Here is an 18,963-nt window from a genome sequence, read left to right on the forward strand (position 1 = left end):
CTACCTCCTCTATGCAATTGTGTCATCTTCTGTATCCATATGCTTCCTGATTCCCTTTGCAAATCCCTCATCCAGTATTGCAAGGGATGCTCTGAACTCTTTCCCCATTGCATGCCCTAAGGTATCTTTATCTCTATAAAAACAGATTGGCACGTGATAATAGTCACACATATTCTTAAATTTCTTCTTCGTATTGTCAGACGCATCTCCTGCCACAATGACCAGCGCGGCGCCGCCGGATTTGACCTCACGCTCTGTACAGAACTCACCGCTTGCCGTCTTCCCGGCCTTGGTAGCCATACTGATCATCGACAACACTCTACTCTGTCCCAAGTATTCCCATCTCCTTTTCCAATGCCTCGTACACCTGTGCCGGAATGGGCTGCTTGAACGAACGCTCCAGTCCCTTATTCCTGACAGCCTTCCTCAGGCACTCTGCAGACGGACAGATATATGCCCCCCGCCCGTTCTTCTTACCGGTCGCGTCCAGCGAGAACTCGCCTTCCTGCGTCCGGATCACACGGATCATCTCTTTCTTACTCTTCATTTCCTGACAGCCCACGCATCTGCGCATAGGCACCTTTCTATTCGCAGCCAAATAATCACCTAATCCTCTACTTCTTCAAATATGATCTCGTCCTCGGCATAGCCGTCTTCCGGATCTTCACCGTCAGAGTATCCGTCCTCGGCATACTCGCCGTCTTCGTATCCATCCCCGGCATACTCGTCTCCGGCATACTCGCCTTCTTCATAACCGTCCCCGGCATAACCGTCTCCGGCATACTCGCCTTCTTCATAGCCGTCCTCGACATACTCGTCTCCGGCATACTCACCGTCCTCATAGCCGTCTTCAGCATATTCGCCGTCCTCAGCATACGGCTCCTCGTATTCTTCCTCGAATACTCCTTCGCCAAGCTCCAGATAATTCTCCGGAAGGTCGCCTGACTCGATCGCCTGCGTCTCACTCTTGATATCGATCTTATATCCGGTAAGCCTTGCCGCAAGTCTGGCGTTCTGCCCCTCCTTACCGATGGCAAGCGACAATTGGTAATCCGGCACGATAACGCCTGCCGTCTTGTCATCCGGATCCGCCATAACGGAAATAACCTTGGCCGGACTTAACGCATTCTCGATCAGGATTGCCGGGTTGTCGCTCCAGTTGATGATGTCGATCTTCTCTCCGCGCAGTTCATTGACGATCGCATTGACACGGGCGCCGTTCATACCGACACAGGCTCCGACCGGATCCACATCCGGGTCGTTAGACCACACCGCGATCTTCGTCCTGCTTCCCGCTTCCCTGGCGATACTCTTGATCTCAACGACACCGTCCTTCACCTCCGTCACTTCTGCCTCGAAGAGACGCTTCACCAGCTCCGGATGCGTCCTTGATACCAGGATCTTAGGTCCCTTCGTCGTATCCTTGACTTCCACCACGTACAGCTTGATCCTCTCGGTCGGCTTGAATACCTCTCCCTTGACCTGTTCATTCTCGGTCAGCATGGCGTCCGCCTTACCCAGGTTAATGCTCACATTCCTGCCCACATAACGCTGGACGATACCCGTCACAATGTCCTTCTCCTTCTCAAAATACTGCTCATAGACCACCTTGCGTTCTTCCTCGCGGATCTTCTGAAGGATCAGGTTCTTCGCATTCTGCGTCGCGATACGTCCAAAAGACTTCGATTCGATCGGGATCTGTACAATATCTCCAAGCTCATACTTCCCGTCGATCTCCCTTGCATCCTCAAGGCTTATCTCCTCCAGCTTATCCTCCACGTCTTCCACCACCGTCTTCTCCGCAAAAAGAGAATATTCACAGGTGGTCCGGTCCATGATCAGCCTGATATTATCAGCCTTCCCAAAATGATTCTTGCAGGCATTCAGCAAAGAATTCTCTATGGCATCCAACAGCGTCTCCTTGCTGATCTCCTTCTCCTCTTCTAATATATTCAATGCTTCTAACAATTCGGTATTCATCTTATTCTCCTCCTATCTCAAAAATCAAATGCCAGGCGGATCAGTGCTATATCACTCTTATCAAACGTCAATAAAGTTCCGCCGTCAGGCTCTATGGTCACCGTCTTCTCATCATATTCCTTCAGTATCCCGGTAAATTCCTTCTGTCTGTCTATCATGCGGTACGTCCGGATCTCCACTTCCTCTCCAAGACTCCTCTTATAATCCTTCTCCTTCTTCAGAGGCCGCCCAAGTCCGGGTGAACTTACTTCCAGAATATACGCCTCGTCGATATAATCCTTCTCGTCCAGAATATCCGAAAGCCTGCGGCTTACTGTCTCGCAGTCGTCTATATTGATCCCTCCCGGCTTATCAATATATGCCCGGAGATACCAGGTACTGCCTTCCTTCACATATTCCACGTCCACAAGTTCGAATCCCAGCTCCTCCATCATGGGAAGCAGGATCTCTTCGGTATTCTTCTCGTACATCTCTCTTTTTGTCAATATCTGATCCTCCTTATCAACAAAGAAGAGTGAACTTCCGTCCACTCTTCTGCCGATTCCCTTATGTAACTGTATGCTAGTATAGCACCATATATCTGTAAAATCAAGGGTTTTCAAAAAATTTGTTCGGATAATTAGCCCTGTACCTGCAGAAGCTTCGTCTTAAGCTCCATCTCGATCCGCCGCATCTCCTGCTCAGCCTCGGCGCGCTTCTGCCTTCCTTCCCTCTGGATCTGCATCACCTCATCAAGGGTCGAGATCAGCGTCTCATTGGTGTGCTTTAACGTCTCGATCTCCACAACGCCCCGTTCCGCTTCCCTGGCCGTCTCGGTTACCGCCATCTTAAGCGTATCCGCATTCTTCCTCAGCAGCTCGTTGGTCATATCCGTCACTTCCCGGTGCGCGGCCGCCGCCTGCGCAGAGTGCTCCACTCCAAGCGCCAATACCATCTGGCTCTTCCACAGCGGTATCGTATTGACCACCGTAGACTGGATCTTCTCCACCATCAGGGTATCGTTGCCCTGTACCAGGCGTATCTGCGGCGCCGTCTGCATCGAGATCGTCCTGGTAAGCTCCAAGTCATGGATCTTCTTCTCAAACCGGTTGCACATGGCATCTAAGTCCCTCGCCGCCTGAGCGTCTTCTGCAAGCCCCGTCCGCTGAGCCTTCTCAAGAAGCTCCGGGAGCTGGCTTCCCCTGACCTTGGCAAGCTTCTTCTTCCCCGCCATGATATACATGGATAATTCTTTGAAATACGTCAGATTCAGCCCGTACATCTTATCCAGCACCGCAATATCCTTCAAAAGCTGTACCTGATGGGACTCCAGCACCTTGCAGATCTGATTGATATTCGTCTCTGCCCTGGCATATCTGATCTTCATGTTCTGGATCTTCCCGGAAGTCTTCCTGAAGATTCCCAGGAAGCCCTTCTCCTCCTCTTCATCGAAGCTTTTTAACTCCTTCACCACGCCTGAGAGCAGCTCTCCAACCTCTCCCAGATCCTTCGTCCTCACATTTTCAAGGGCAGCCTCAGAAAAATCCGCCATCTTCTTCTGGGTTCCTGCCCCGTACTGCAGGATCGCATTGGAATTCATCAGGTCGATCTGTGCGGCAAATGCATCCACCGCCCGTCTCTCTTCCTCCGATAAGATACTCTCGTCAAGCATCGGGTCCTTCTTCTCTGTCTGCTCCAATATCTTGGGTTCTTCCTTCTTAAATGGTTCCAATGTCAGTTCCGGAACTGTGTTAAATTCTTCGAATTCATTCATTTTCTGTCTTGTCCTCCAATCTTCAATCCGTCATCCACAAGGCCCTCCTGGGCGAGCATAGTCTGCAGCACCGATATATCTGAGGATACATCCCACGCCGTTTCCTGGAACATGCTGTCAAGAAGCCTCTCGAACGCCACATTAAGCGTATCTAACGTCGCCTCGATCTCCCGTTTCGAAGACCGTATATTCTCACCGTCCACCGGCTGGGCGCTAAGCTCCCGGTACGCCTCCAGAAGCTTCACCGTAGTCGGCAGGTAGTAATCCATCATCTTACGGATATCATCCACAGACTCCGGATCCTGCTCTACCCGGTCGAAGATCTTGTCAACCAGCATCTCCATCCTCGAAATCTTCGCCGAGATCTCATCTCCCGGAATCGCATCATTGCAGGCATGGATCTTCCGGATATAGGCGTCTCCCTCGCCGATCACTCTCTGAACCTCGGCCGGCAGATCGGACCGGCCGGCCGTCTGAGTCCCTCCATCCCTGCTTTGCTCCGCTGTCTTTCCGCCTGCTTTCTTCCCGGTTCTGACCGCTTCTTCCCGGGTATCGCGTCTTAACTCTTCCAGCTCATTTTCCTTCCTGTCCGCCTCTATCTCAAGATACTGCTGATACATCCTGTCGCTTACGATCAGGCAGGTCTTCCGCTCATCCAGATGCCCCTGCAGGAACCACTTCTTCGAAAGCATATACTCCAGGTCCTTTATCACATATTTTACCTTCTTCTTAGACTTGTCCGCCAGTTCCCGGACGTTGCAGTATTCCCGCTGCCCCAGGATCTGTATATAGGTCCGGAATCTCCTTACCCTGCCGCGGATGCCGCTCCCGCATCCGTACAGCACACAGCCTCCCGCCGAGAGAATCAGGAAGATTGCCATCATCATGATCTCCAGAATACCGCATCCTCTAAGCAGGCTTGAAAAAAGCAGTGGGATGAACAGAATCAATCCAACACCGCCTAATACTGCTCCCGCGACCGTCATCAACGCTCCGCCGGTACTCACGGAAGACATTTTGCGGAAAAGCTTCGGGAGCTTCTTCTGATATGAAGGTGACTGGCGCGTCTGCGCCTGGTATGGATGCCCCTTCTGATACATGCCAAACTTCCGGTTCTCCTGATTCCCCTGTACGTTCCTGATACTACTTGTAATGTTGTCAACCGCGTCGTTGATCGTGTTCGTAATGGTCTGATTCAGCTTACCAAAATCCTGTGAATCAATCGCATTTTGAACGGTCCTGCGGATATCATCTCCGAATTTCTCCCAATCCCGGTTTATCATCTTGTCTTTTTGTCCTCCAATTTTGCTGTTCCTATTGTAACACATTCATATCCTGACAGCAATATCCGAATGTGACAGACGAACGGCAAAAAGTACAGGCTAAAGCCTGTACTTTTCAATCTTATTCCAAATTCACCTCTTTAACCCTATCACCCACACAGACCGTATAAGTTTCCCCTTCTATGAACTCCGGAGAAGATACTGTTAACCACTGCACCATTTTTTCTGTTGTTTTCTTCACGATCACCTTACCTTCCTTATCCTTGACGGCAATCACCGTCCCGGCCTCCACAGGTTCATCTAACTTCCAGACGATCACCGGCTGCGCAGAGTCTTCACTTGGATTCTGGATCATCCCGGCGCTGCCGACCCCAACAAACGTACCCCCGGTAATCTTGCAAGACGATGCATAATCCAGCGTTCCGTTCCCGCCGTCCGCCGGTCCGTGAACGGTTATATCCCCGCCGTTGATGAAAATATCCCCGTTGGCGTCCAATCCATCCCCGCCGGCGTTCACATATACCGTACCGCCGTTGATGGTCAACGTTGCGCCCTGATCTTCCTCTGCCATGGGATTTCCTCTGCCGTGATCCGGCTTTTCTGCTTCCCCGCCATCGTCTGCCGAATCATCAACCGAGTCTGCCTCATCAGCTTCGCCTGCCGCATTGATTCCGTCATCAGACGCCAGAATCTTCACATTTCCTCCGTCAATTACCACTTCAAATCCTTCAATGCCTTCATAACTCTGTTGAATATCTATGTCTCCATCTTCTATAGTCAAGGTCTGATCTGCATGGATTCCGTCGTCTCCTGTACTAATACGGAAAGACCCATTACTTATAATCACATTCTGATCGCTGTGGATACCGTCATCACAGGAATCCAAGTCGAATTCCCCTCCCCCAATGATCAGTTCCACATAGGATTTCAGGGCTTTGCTGCTGTCAGAAGCCGCGGCTGATTCTTCATCTGCTCCTGGTTCATCCGGCGGCGCTCCTTTTGGCGGCTGACCTCCGCCGGCAAAGCCGTCTTCCATTCCTTCCGACGGCGTCATTCCTTCCGGCGGCAGCATTCTGCCTCCCTGCATCTCTTCATTTGATCCATTCGGCATAGCCCTTCCTCCGTCCATCGGCTTCTCTGCACTGACAGCGGCATTCTGGCTTCCCCCGCCTGTTGTGATCTCCATGTTCCCGTCATTCACCCGCAGCAGCGTCTCCGCCTGAATCCCGTCCCCGCCGGCCGTAATCTGAAAAGAACCGTCCTCGATCAGAACATACCCCTTATCCGTCTCCTCGATATTGGTCGCTTTCATCCCGTCATCTCCGCTGTCAATAGTAAAATTCCCGTTTCTCACGGTAATACTGTCCTTCCCGACGATCCCGTCTTCCGCCGCCTTGACCTCATAGGTACCGGTAATGAATTTCAGATCATCCTTACACTGGATTCCATGCTTATAATTCCCTATAACGCTTAATACACCGGTTCCGTTAAATGTCAGATCATCCTTCGCAAAAATTGCAGCCCTCGGTTCTTCCTCTCCTTCTTCATATATATACTCCATACCGTCTGTAACCACATTCTCCGTACCTTCCGCAAGGATAATCACCACGTTCCCGCCTTTGCTGTAGATCGGCGCCGAACTGCTGCAACTCAGTTCCACACCATTTAACACCAGACGGACCAGCTCTTCCTTATCCGCATCAATCACAATCTGTCCGTCTTCCAGTGTCCCTGATAAGACATACGTCCCCGCCTGAGTGATCACTGCCCGCCCCTCCGAAATATCCACGCCGGGATTATAATCTGCACCGTCCGCTTCATTTCCTGGCTCAGAAGTCTTAACCGTAATCTTTTCTTCATTCAACTGAATCTGTACCGAAGCCTCCTCTTCCCAGACGCCATCCAATTTCTCCTCACTATACTTCCCTTCCGTAAGATCAACAGCGGACACTTTGGCATGTTCCGAACGGTCTGACACTGCCTCTGCATCCATCGCAGTTCTTCCGTCCGTCTCCTGCTGTCCGCACCCTATCTGCCTTCCTCCTATAGCTCTTCCTGGACGGTTGCCCTGCGCCCGCAGATGATCGTAAGATTGCCGTTCCTGCAGCGGATCTCATCGATCATCTCCTTCTCCTTACTTACATCCTTCAAGGTTATATGATAATCCAGCTCATACATACTTCCAAGATTCGTAGTCTTCACCCTCTGCAGGCTGCATTTGCTGGTATATTTCTCAAAAATATCCTCAAAAATCCCCGTATAATCCAGATGCTCCGCAATCGTAATCCTAAGATCCTTCCGCTCCTGCTTCCACTCACCAAAATGCGTCTTCTCCAACAGGAAGAATACCGCGCCGACTACAACCGTCATCGCTGCCGCGAATCCCAGGAACCCCATTCCTGTTGCAAGTCCCACCGCCATGGCAAAGAAGATTACTGCGATCTCCTTAGATGACCCCGGAACCGACCGGAACCGAACCAGGCTGAATGCCCCAAGCACGGCGACACTGGTTCCAAGATTGCCGTTTACCAGCATGATCACCATCTGCACTAACACCGGCAGGAGCACGATCGTCATCATAAAATTCTTACTGCACACCCCCTGATATCCATAGAGAGCCGCGATCATAAGCCCCAGCACAAGAGAAACCGCCGTGCACGACAACGCCTCCTGGATCGTCAGACTGCCTTCCATATTATTCAATATACTTGTAAACATATTTACCACTCCTGTATCTTTATATTCCCGCAGGCAACGGACCAAACGGGCTTGCCTGCACATTCAGCGGCTTTTGCGGAAGACAGAATATCCTGTTATTTGTCTTCTGCGTGCTATGAGCCATACAATATACCGCTCCATATTTGGAAAAAGAAGCAGGGAAAATCTCCAGCCTGGACAGCAACTCTGCAAGCCAGACAGGATAAGCGCCCGCCGCCTTTATCTCCATAAGATACTCTTCCAGATTCAAAAACCGGCATTCCCCGTCATAGGATAATTCCAGCCGGTGGCTTCGGCTTCGGATGTTCTGGTCTATTGTGATCCGCAATTCCTCATCCTCGTTCCCCACATAAGCCTCTCTGTCGTAGGCAAGATATACCTTGGGCCTGGGGTGATAGAGCTCGAAAAAATATTCAATCTCATTCATGATCTGACTCTTCTGCTCTAATCGCTTCCCCGCTTCCAGATAGCTCCTCGCCTGCTTCATGGGCATCGGCGCTCTTCGCTTATAGACAATCCCCTGATACTTCTTCTTGATCTCAAGAAATACCGTACTGTCTTCCCGGATCTCACCATAACCTCTAAGCCGGAACTTCTCCTTATATCGGGGTTTGTCGAGCGACCGACGGATCAACTCATAATCAGATGTGTCATAATAAATATTGCGGATGGTATGTAATCCATATTCGTCCATATGGATCTTCCCCGACACCGCATCCAGAAACAATTCATACTGCTTCTGATTCAACCGATACTTCTTCTCCACTCGTTCAAATACGTTCTGACTGCTCATTTCCTGCTCCTTATATATCTTCTATATATTAATGCATTATCTTGGAGACAGTCGGCATTCGGTATTGTCATCAATGCCAATTGAATCAGGAAGGAGATGACCGTCTCTAAGATAAATGCAGTGAAGTTATTATAGTCAGGAAATGTGGGAGAAATATGGTAAAACTGTGAAAAAAAGGTGAAATGAAATATAAGTGCCTCAAAAGATGACGTCTAGTAAACCCGGTATAGATTTGCTATACTAACATCATCATTTATTGAGGCATTTTTAACGTTCATGTTTCAGTCTGCATTTCTCGGGCAGTGTCACTGACCAGGGCAGATATTGCTCCAGAATTTCCGGCTGTTCTAAATATTGGCTGTTAGGTATCTCTGTCAAAAGATACCATAATGACCTCGATCAGCTCTGTATCATCCTCCTGGCAACCAGATCAAAATTCTTTATCGCCTTTGGAAATGTACAGGCACTTGTTCCTTTGCGTATTCCCTATTCTCTTACTTGCCCGCCCTTAGCTTACCTTCTCTTTCAAGTACCTGTCCCCACTGTTCTTCACTCAAAAATTCAGGATTCACGCCTGCTGACGGCGGAATTCTGACCTGCCCTACGCACTCTCCATTCTCGTAAGCCTTTATGGAAAGCGCTCCGGACGCAAATGTTTTTGGCTGGCCGCATTTGTGGTTCAGGTCGATGAAGGCCCGTATTCCCCTGTTTTTAAGGATCCGGTAGGTGGGGGAATTGTCCATTGCAGAATCCAGGCACATATTCGAGGCGGAAACAGCCGGCATATGTTTTTCCAGTTCATGGAAAACGACAAGAAAATTGACGGAATCATGGCGCCTTGCGCTGGTAAAATGCAGGATCAGAGGGATGTCTGTCCTGAGTTCACTGTTATAGCATGTCCATGAAGTCAAAATAAGAACCGAGTAGCGGAAGGGAATCCGTAGAGCAGCCAATGAGTGCGGCAAGGACACGGTCGGCTTTGAGCCTGTCCACCCAAAGGGTAAGGGATGGTTTAGCCAAACCATCTGAATATAGAATCCTTCATAATCGGACACATATCGCCTTCCGGTAAGTCTTTTGACTTTCGCCTTCATCTTTCCCTTGGACTTCTCGTGTACCCGTAGTTGGAATCCTTTCTGGTTCTTGTAAAATCCATAACCCAGAAATTTTATCTTCCCGGCATAGGCTACCACTGTTTTCTCCTGATTTACCTTGAGGAATAATTTTCTTTCAATGTATGGTATGATATGTTCCAAAGTCTGCTTTGCGCTTGCTTTACTTCGGTATAATATCACCATATCATCCGCGTAACGTACGTAACAGTGTCCTCGCTTCTTTAATTCGTGATCCAACTCGTTCAGCATGATATTCTCACATAGTGGACTTAGTGGTCCCCCTTGCGGCACGCCGATTGTTGTATCCTCGAATTTTCCGCAGTATACTGCTCCTGCTCGGAGGTATTTATGAATGAGCGATATCACCCTTCCATCTTTTATCTTCCTCGGCAGGATTTCGATTAGTTTACTCTGGTTCACCGTATCAAAAAATTTCTCCAAGTCCATATCTACCGCCCATACATACCCCTCGTTCAGATATTCCTGGCATTTCCGGATTGCGTCATGGGTACTTTTCCCCGGTCTGAAGCCGTAGCTTGTTTCTACAAACTCCGGTTCATAGATTGGGGTAAGCACCTGCGCGATTGCCTGCTGGATTACCCGGTCTACCGCCGTTGGTATCCCCAACATTCTTTTCTTCCCGTTCTCTTTGGGTATTTCTACCCTCCGTACCGGAGCTGGCTTATATTTCCCCGCCAGAACAGCCCTTTTTTCCCCGCCGTTGTCTTTCAGGTATTGCAGGAGTTCACCCACTTTCATACCATCGACTCCGCCTGCCCCTTTGTTTCTCACCACTCGTTTATACGCCTGGTTGAGATTCTCCGGGCTTACGATTCTTTCCAGGAGACTATTTACATTTCTGTCAGCGTTGGTGACGTTATTTTCAGTTATCCTCTGACCGATAAGCGCTCCGCCTTCCTCTTTGTGTTCCGCACTATCCCTCTGGCGGCAGCCACTGCCACAGCAATGTTTTGTGCTTTCTTTTCTCTCGGTTTTGGTAACATTCATTGACTCTCACCTCCTAAGGTTCAGCCCTTTCCCAGCCCGTCGACTGGCCGGGTATCGTAATACGGCTGATGCTGACTTCTCACGATAAATCTTGTTTCAACCGTGGTTCGTAAAAGGAACTCCCCACGTCCGTGAGACCTCCCCGGGTACTCACACGTTCTTTTCCTCTTATGTCCGCCATATTTACTGCAAATGATTCCGTGTAGTTATTGGGCTTTGGCTTGTGTGGCAGTCTTGCCCTCATTTACAGCCTGATATGATTTCTGTCCGTCAGACCAGAGTTTTGCCTCCGGCTTCCTTCAGATTCGCAGTCACCCTCGACACCCTTGCCATTGGCTGTATCCTTCCCACTACCGGGCGCACCACAAAAAATAAAGCGTGCTAATGTTAGCACGCTTTAAACAATGGAATCTTCTTGTAGAATTCCTTACTCATCATCATATATCTGTGCAGGAGCAAGCAGCCGAACATGATCCAAGCACGCACTGTATCCTCTAAGAAAATATTTTTTCAAAATCACATTCCATGATCATATCACGAAATTCATTCATATACTCTTGGTAATTGTCTGATGTCAACATATTCTCTTCGTTTTTCATCTCTTCAAATATCTGATATTGAATATCCATGTCATAATGTTGCAAATCTTTATAACTTTCCAGATCAGTTATCATCTCATAATCTGACGGGAAATATAATTGCAGATTCTCACACTTTAATAATTCCTTCATAGAATATTCCAGATTTTCCATATCTTGAAGAAACGAACCGCTTACATAACTATTGTACCAATATGCAACACTATACGGTGAATAGAAAAACTGAAAAGTAGTTTCCGGATATTTTTCAATAAACTCTTTAACTTTTTTCACAGAACAAATTGTCTCATCTAATATCACAGCTTTCTGCTGTTCTACTTCTAAAAAGCTATCCGGTATGTCTATTAATTGCAATACATTCTCCTTAGAAAAACTATTTTTATATTCCCCATACCAACTATAAGCTTCACCGATCGGCTTCATTGTTCCTTTTTTATTTTCTTCCAACACCCTTCTTACATTTTGAAAGAGAACATCTTTATTCAAAAGATAATAAACATCTTTATAGAAACGATTATCATACAAATAATCGGGTAAAGGGTGTCGGGGAGTATCAGCATCCGATTTAAGAATCGACATATCCAGACACCCAAAAACATACTTCAATTCTGATTCTTTTGCATTCTGTGCATAATCAACAGCAACTCGTAGATTCTCAGCGCTTGCACCTGCATAGCTTAATTTCAATGTATGAATATCATATGCTTCATCAAACCATTCTGTATTAAAATTCTCTGTCATAGATGAACCAATGATAATCGAATCATAAGAAGCGTGTTCTGCCAATCCTGGGTTCTGATAAATCTCATTATTGACAACAGGCTGCAGACCAAACCAAGGCATATGATAATGAAAAAAAGGATCGATCAAAAATATTAGTAAAGCCACAGTAATAATACCGTATCCTACCGTAAAACCATAAACAACAATAAACTTTTTTGAAGAATTCATCAGCATTTCCTCCTAAAAATTCCAGTATAAAAATACGCTGACGCCAGATAGCGATATAATTGCCCAAGCTGTCAGTAATCCTGACACAAATGCAGTAATACCTGCAGCTCTGAAGGTATCAAGCCGCTCATTTGTATTTTTCATTTGCAGACATGCAAATAGTCCAAATATGATGAAACCTACCCATAATAAGTAGTCATATCCGCCTTTTCCTATAATTTCTAACAGCCATCTGAATTCCGGCAACACAAAAACATCTGTAATTCCGTCCATTATAGGCACAATATTCAGATTATAAATCTGCCGCAGAAAAGTAACTGCCTGCGAGATACTATCTGCTCGGAAAAATATCCACGCAACATTCACAAATGAAAAAGTACATAACCACGAAAAAGCCGGATGCCATTCTGCAATTTGTTTCTTAAAAATTCGTGTCACAACCGAAGCAGCTCCATGCATGATTCCCCACAAAATAAATGTCCAGTTCGCTCCATGCCAGATACCACTGACAAAAAAAACGATCATAACGTTAAAATATGTCCTTAACTTTCCTTTGCGATTTCCTCCTAGCGGAATATAGACATATGTAGTAAAGAACCGCGTCAGCGTCATGTGCCAACAACCCCAAAATTCCGTAATTGTCTTAGCCCGATAAGGAGAATTAAAATTCATTGGTATATCTATATTGAAAAACTTTCCAATTCCTGTCGCCATATCACAATAGCCTGAAAAATCAAAATATATCTGAAACGTGTAACATAACATAACAATTAGAGCATTTACGGTTCCTAAAGCTTCTACATCAGAAAATCCCACATCAACAGCTTTAGCAAACGTATCTGCCAGAAGAACTTTTTTAGCTAATCCAAAACCAAATGCCATTAGTCCTTTTGCAAAATTATCAGCTTGAAATTTTCGATTTTGTAAATCCATAAATTGAGGGATCATTTCATTATGCAAGACAATAGGTCCGGCAATAAGCTGTGGAAAAAACGTTACAAACAATGCATATTCCGACAAAGAATAAAAAGGAACACCTCCATGATAACAATCCAAAATATACGACACTTGTTGAAAAGTAAAAAAACTAATACCTAGTGGTAAAAGCAAATTCAAAAATACAAAGTCCGTTCCAAATAAACTATTAATATTACTTACCAAAAAATCGTAATATTTGAAGTAAAACAATGCACCAAAGTTACACACCAAACCAATTATCATTAAAACTTTACGCACAAAGTCCGATAAAATAATACCCCCCCCCACTCGTTTTTTAGGACAAATCAATCGGCTAAGTGTAAAATTTATCGCAATACTTAATAAAATGATCGGTAAATAAGACCAGTTGAAAAAACCATAAAAAAACAACGATGCCAAACATAACCACATCGTTGCTCTTTTATAATAATGAAAATAATTAAATGTATAATAACCAATTAGTACTATTGGCAAGAATGCAAGTATAAAAACATAAGAATTATATAGCATATACTCCTCTTTCTATTACAATCTTTTAGCAGGCATAAAATATTTATTAACTAATGAAATTATATACTTAAACTCTTTCGATTGACGATATATGATCCAATATATCACATTAGGAAAAAATAAACAAATTATTCCTCTAAAAACAAAATTTAAAAATGGTTGAAAAGATAACAAGTTACAAATCCACAAAGTACATAAAAGCGTTATCCCAAACAACATTGCTTGAAACACATACTCCTTTAAGAAGCTCAAAAAAGATTTATGAAACACATATTTGAATACTACGTATGCTTCAATCCATACATTAACACCTAATAATGTGATCGTTGTTCCTATAAAAACCCCTATTACTCCCCACTTTATTGCTAATATAGTAGAAAAAAGCAAATTTACGATTGCACCTATTAACGGTTTAAAACGATCATGCCACGGCAATCCGAATGCCTCTTTAAATGTCAAGATCGTACGCCTCATATTTTCAAAATAAAAATTGAGAAGAACAACATTTAATATTTCTCCAGATATTAAATATTCCTTTCCCAACCAAAAGATTTCTACAAAAGGATTAGTCAAAACAAATAGACAAATTGTACAGAATGATACTAACCAAAAATTGAAAAACTGAATTTTTCTATATAGGCTATAAGATTCCTCAGAACTTTTTTGTATCCCAAAATCTCCTACACTTGCCGTAATACTTGAAAAGAAAGTTTGTAAAACACTTTTGATCGCACTAAATATCACTAAATAGTTAGAATAGAGACCCAGAAAAAGTAATCCGAAAAATTTTGAAATCAGAATATTATCAATAGCATCTGTAACAATCCCTCCAAATCTATGAAATATCATTGCTTTAACATTACGTATTATTTCATTTCGTGTTTGAGCCGGTATTTCATTATACCCTTTCTTATCTTTCATCCATGGAAATCTTTTATCTACTCTTACTGATAAAACTATATTCTCTGCAAAAGTAGATAATATCTGAATCCCGAGAAAACAATAATAATTATGCGTTAACAGCAATACTATTATCTGTAATATATTCATACAAAAATATACAGCTGTATGAACAGCATTGATCTGGTACTGATTTTGACTCGCAGTGATCAACGACCTCTTATAAGAATAAAAATATGATATTGCTGCATTTAATACAAACATGATATATATATAATGGATTCCAGATATATTCTCAGGTATATCCTTGATCAGATATTTGATAAAAGGTGTAATACACCATCCAACTACTAATACTATAGAACCTATGATCAAATATGCTTTTCGATATAATCTCATTAACGCTTTACAAATTGAAATATCGTTTTCTGCAAGAGGCTTATACAAGCTAAAAATCATTGCTGGTCCTAACCCTAATTCTGTGAGTGAAAGAACCGTTAAAATACTTGAAAAAAGTCCATTAAGACCTAGATATTCTGCATCCAAATACAATATAAAGATTTTTCTAGAAATAAATCCTATGAGAATAATAAATATTTGTCCTAGAATTGCCGTAATAATATTTAGAATTGATTTAGAAGTCCTTGACATCTTCTTTTCCCTCACATAGATTCAAATACCATATATATTCATTAACTTTTCTACTGAATAATTTATATCATATCCACAATCAGTTAATTTTTGTATAGTCATATCATTATTCGGACGTCTCATTTGGCAACTATATAATAGTTGCTCTGCCCATTCTTCTAAAGGAGCATCCAACGAAAGGTATTTCACCAGTCCACTCTCTACATCAACAGAACGTGTGATCGTATCTGATAAAATACAAGGAATATTTGCCGCTTGTGCCTCGATCACACTTCCTGGAGCTCCTTCCGTAAGAGAAGGCAGCACAAATACATTCAGCGTATGCAATAACTCTGAGATATCTGTCCGTACTCCTAGAAAATATACGGCTTCTTCGATCCCCTGCTCTCTGACATATTGTTTTGCTTCTGTATCTTGTTCGTCATTTCCTATTATGATCAATGCACTATTTGATTCAAGTTTTAAGAATTTATGAAATACCTTCACCAAAAAAATATGGTTTTTTACTGTTCTCCCATTCCCAACAGTCCCTATTATATAAGTAAATTTATCTAAATTTAACTCTTTCTTTTTTTCTAAAATATGTTTGTCGCTCATATATTTATATAACTCTAAATCTATTGCATTCGGTAAAAAGTAAGAATTCTTTTTACTATATACCCTTTCTCCAAATACATGATCCGCCGCCTCCGTACTGCAATAGATTTTGACTGTGGAAAAAATATTTGTCAATATACGGGCAAAATACAGATAATGTCTTCTCCTACGTGAAACATCATAAACTCCTGAATCTCTGGCATGCGCAATCCTTTTCTCAATATCATTTAACCAAGAAAAATACAATATGATACCCGCTTCTAATCCCACATGTGCATGTACTATTTTGTAATTATTTTCTATTAATATATATTTCCATTGTTTAAAATACTCTACAATTCCAATTTTTTTCCAGGATTTAATCTCATGTATTTTCCCGCCTAACGCTATGATCTCGTCATGAAAAAAGTGATTTTCTACTTCAGGAGATGTTACTGCAAAGTCAAATTGTATTTTATCCTTTTCTATTCTTCTATAAATATCCATCGTACGCGATTCCGCTCCTCCTCTATTCAAAGAGGAAAATACTTGCAGTACACGCAGCGGTTTCATATTCTGTTCTAATTTTTCCTCATCATGCATTATGAGATAAGTAATTCCTAAAACAAAAAAATAAATTGGAGTATTTAACAGATCATTAAATATCGAAATCATACATATGGAACAAAAACAGCTTAACAAAGCCACCTGACTTCCCGTTTTACTCTTTTTAATCAATAACTTAACACCAATTGCTGCAAGTAAAACAACTAATAAAGTCACACCCAAAATACCATAACGAAAAAATGTATACAAAATCGTATTATGCGGATCCCGAATTTCTCCATTTATTTGAGGCCGGTCAGTTAATGTATAATCTGTCCCTAACAAATAGTAGTCAGACACATGAAGTAGATACTCCATCCAGATTTGAAAACGCAAATTATGAATAATAGAACTGCCATTTTCACTTGAAAGCGAAAAACGCTTAGATATTTCCTTTCTTGTTTCCTCATTTGACAAGCTTGTCGATGATTCTTTTTTCTTTTCACTATCCTCCATCTGCACATCCGTCTCACTCGGGACAATCGGTTCTGTTATTATATTCTCTTCATTTGAACCATCTTTCTCATTTACCTTTGGTTCATTTTTCGCTTCTTGTTTTACTTGATCTTCTGCCCTTCCAGTTCCAATAATAGCAGACTGAAGTTTATCTGTTTCAGTTGGAAGAAGTATATTATAGAGTAATATTGAAAAGAAAATAATTCTCACAAAATTCCACCCTTTTTTCCTCCAACTCTTTGTTTTTAAATATGCAGATCCGAATATTCCAAATATACATATGCCAACGCCCCATGCAGCCATACATGTTCTTGAATATGTAAGAACAATCACAGATAAGTATAAAGAAAAATTTAATATAGATATTATCCTGAAACCATAATTTATTGAGATCAAATAGATAGATAACATACTGCATATTACAGCAAAAAGCCCTTGAATATTAGGATTATCATAAATTCCTAAAAATCTATATATTCCAAGATCAAGCATAAATTTATTATGAAAACACAAGATCAAAATAGATTCAATACTGCAGATCAAAAATGATACTGTTGCAAGGCGTTCCTTCTTTTCTGATATAAAAATATAGACACAAAATCCATATATTGAAAAAATGACTATCTGATATACCGTAAAGAAAGTAATTCCCTGACATTTTGCGAGTGAAACGATATATTTAACGGTAGAAATTATAGACAAAAATAATGCAAATAAAAATAGTATAAAACCTTTTTGAATATAAAATAATATTTTTTTAGTAAATAATAAATATAAGAATACACCCAGACAAAATATTCCTGCCAAAACAATAAAAATTTGAATATTGTAAAAAGAATAATTTGATACTCCTGTCGATATCATCATCTGTATAGCGCTGATATAAAAAAATATCGCTGTACATCTTTCTGCACACTTAAATATTTTCCCTTCCATATCATTTCACCTCATTTTACAATAATAAACTTTCATATACTTTTATCAATCTCATAATAAGTCCTTCTAAACAATATTCAGATTCAACTAGTTTCACTGCTTTTTCTGCAATGGCATCTAACTGACTTTCTGTAAAATGGTAAACACGTATTATAGTATTCGCAAAATCTTCTGCATTTTTAGATTCATGTAAAAACCCTGTTTCCCCATCTTTTACAAATTCTGGTACACCTCCTACTTTTGATGCAACCACAATTTTTCTTAGTATCATTGCTTCTAGCAAAACATTAGGAGTCCCTTCGGCATCAGACGGCAAAACTAATATTCCGCATTCTTTTATAGCTTCTGGTATATTTGAAGAATACCCGCAAATTACCACCATATTTTCTAATCTATATTTTCTTATAGTATCTTGAACAATATTCAATCTCGTAAAATCCTCAGAATCAGTGCCCTTTCCAGGAACACCTCCCACCAGATAAGCTTCGATCTTATATCCTTTGTCACGCAAAATTTTAAGACCGTCAAGTAAAACATCATGACCTTTAAAATCAACAAAATTGGCAACCATTGCTATCTTATTATTTTTGAAATCGCAGTGTGGATATTCATTCTTCATCTGAAATCTGACAGCATCATGAATTACTTGAATTTTTTGTTTTGAAAGACGCGTCCTAAATGCCATCTCCCTCTCATTATATTCATTTATCGGAAGATATTGATCTATGAATGGACTTATTATCTTGGCTGCTGCATGGTATACATTCTTCTTTAATCTGGAGATATGTGAACAATCAATATATGTATGTACTCTAAATACGTGTTTTATTTGAGGATTGAATAATTTCACAAAACCGCATAAAAAACTTTCTTTTAGCATATGCGATTGAATAATCTGAATATCTTTAATTTTACACTGTTTTATTATCTCTCTTGCAGCTTTAATTGTATTTTCCAAATGGATAATTACTATTTCAACTCCCTGTTCAACACATTTTTGGGTCAAAGGAGAGACCTTGTCCGATATAAGAAGTACTTTCCATCCCTTTTTATTTAATCCAAACATTATATTTTCAATTTGACGTTCAATCCCCCCATAACCACTATATTTTCTAACAATAGCAATACTTTTTGTTTTCATTTAAAATAC

General features: G+C 42.3%; 15 protein-coding genes. All 15 read right to left on the reverse strand.

Translation table 11 applies throughout. The features are described 5' to 3' along the window. Positions 1–9: 9 nt before the first annotated feature. The 15 genes from VSQ62_RS15315 to VSQ62_RS15385 all read right to left on the reverse strand — a co-directional run bounded on the left by VSQ62_RS15315 (position 10) and on the right by VSQ62_RS15385 (position 18,954). Positions 10–309 (reverse strand): L7Ae/L30e/S12e/Gadd45 family ribosomal protein, encoded by a 300-nt coding sequence (locus VSQ62_RS15315; RefSeq protein WP_502957820.1) that lies wholly within the window; start codon positions 307–309, stop codon positions 10–12. Between the two features lie 10 nt (positions 310–319). Beyond that, complete coding sequence (rnpM, locus tag VSQ62_RS15320) at positions 320–574, reverse strand: RNase P modulator RnpM (protein WP_334637674.1); 255 nt, start codon at positions 572–574, stop codon at positions 320–322. Positions 575–606: 32 nt separating this feature from the next. Further along, positions 607–1,980 carry a transcription termination factor NusA gene (gene nusA / locus VSQ62_RS15325; RefSeq protein WP_334635692.1) on the reverse strand — a complete coding sequence of 458 codons (1,374 nt, stop codon included), beginning with the start codon at positions 1,978–1,980 and terminating at the stop codon, positions 607–609. Between the two features lie 17 nt (positions 1,981–1,997). Continuing rightward, positions 1,998–2,465, reverse strand: coding sequence for a ribosome maturation factor RimP (gene rimP, locus VSQ62_RS15330; RefSeq protein ID WP_334635693.1), 468 nt, complete (start codon positions 2,463–2,465; stop codon positions 1,998–2,000). 134 nt (positions 2,466–2,599) lie between these two features. Continuing rightward, positions 2,600–3,733 carry a toxic anion resistance protein gene (locus tag VSQ62_RS15335; protein ID WP_334635694.1) on the reverse strand — a complete coding sequence of 378 codons (1,134 nt, stop codon included), beginning with the start codon at positions 3,731–3,733 and terminating at the stop codon, positions 2,600–2,602. Continuing rightward, positions 3,730–5,016: a 5-bromo-4-chloroindolyl phosphate hydrolysis family protein gene (locus tag VSQ62_RS15340; RefSeq protein WP_334635695.1), complete on the reverse strand. Its 1,287-nt coding sequence runs from the start codon at positions 5,014–5,016 to the stop codon at positions 3,730–3,732. Before VSQ62_RS15340 ends, VSQ62_RS15335 begins: the two co-directional genes overlap by 4 nt. 121 nt (positions 5,017–5,137) lie before the next feature. Next, positions 5,138–7,009: a carbohydrate-binding domain-containing protein gene (locus tag VSQ62_RS15345; RefSeq protein ID WP_334635696.1), complete on the reverse strand. Its 1,872-nt coding sequence runs from the start codon at positions 7,007–7,009 to the stop codon at positions 5,138–5,140. Between the two features lie 50 nt (positions 7,010–7,059). Continuing rightward, on the reverse strand, positions 7,060–7,734 hold the full coding sequence (locus VSQ62_RS15350; RefSeq protein WP_334635697.1) for a DUF4956 domain-containing protein: 675 nt from the start codon (positions 7,732–7,734) through the stop codon (positions 7,060–7,062). A gap of 19 nt (positions 7,735–7,753) precedes the next feature. After that, on the reverse strand, positions 7,754–8,527 hold the full coding sequence (locus VSQ62_RS15355; protein ID WP_334635698.1) for a polyphosphate polymerase domain-containing protein: 774 nt from the start codon (positions 8,525–8,527) through the stop codon (positions 7,754–7,756). A gap of 494 nt (positions 8,528–9,021) precedes the next feature. After that, the gene (gene ltrA / locus VSQ62_RS15360; RefSeq protein ID WP_334635699.1) at positions 9,022–10,650 is read right to left on the reverse strand and encodes a group II intron reverse transcriptase/maturase; all 1,629 of its coding nucleotides are present in this window, start codon (positions 10,648–10,650) and stop codon (positions 9,022–9,024) included. 494 nt (positions 10,651–11,144) lie between these two features. Next, complete coding sequence (locus VSQ62_RS15365; RefSeq protein ID WP_334635700.1) at positions 11,145–12,200, reverse strand: hypothetical protein; 1,056 nt, start codon at positions 12,198–12,200, stop codon at positions 11,145–11,147. Positions 12,201–12,212: 12 nt separating this feature from the next. Next, a complete protein-coding gene (locus VSQ62_RS15370; RefSeq protein ID WP_334635701.1) occupies positions 12,213–13,688 on the reverse strand; it encodes an MBOAT family O-acyltransferase in 1,476 nt (491 codons plus the stop codon). A 15-nt stretch (positions 13,689–13,703) separates the two neighbouring features. Further along, a complete protein-coding gene (locus tag VSQ62_RS15375; RefSeq protein ID WP_334635702.1) occupies positions 13,704–15,239 on the reverse strand; it encodes a lipopolysaccharide biosynthesis protein in 1,536 nt (511 codons plus the stop codon). Between the two features lie 21 nt (positions 15,240–15,260). Continuing rightward, the gene (locus tag VSQ62_RS15380) at positions 15,261–17,813 is read right to left on the reverse strand and encodes a glycosyltransferase (RefSeq protein ID WP_334635703.1); all 2,553 of its coding nucleotides are present in this window, start codon (positions 17,811–17,813) and stop codon (positions 15,261–15,263) included. A 16-nt stretch (positions 17,814–17,829) separates the two neighbouring features. Next, complete coding sequence (locus tag VSQ62_RS15385) at positions 17,830–18,954, reverse strand: glycosyltransferase (RefSeq protein WP_334635704.1); 1,125 nt, start codon at positions 18,952–18,954, stop codon at positions 17,830–17,832. Positions 18,955–18,963: the final 9 nt, after the last annotated feature.

Source organism: Sporofaciens sp. JLR.KK001 (assembly GCF_036941055.1).
GTDB lineage: Bacteria > Bacillota > Clostridia > Lachnospirales > Lachnospiraceae > Sporofaciens.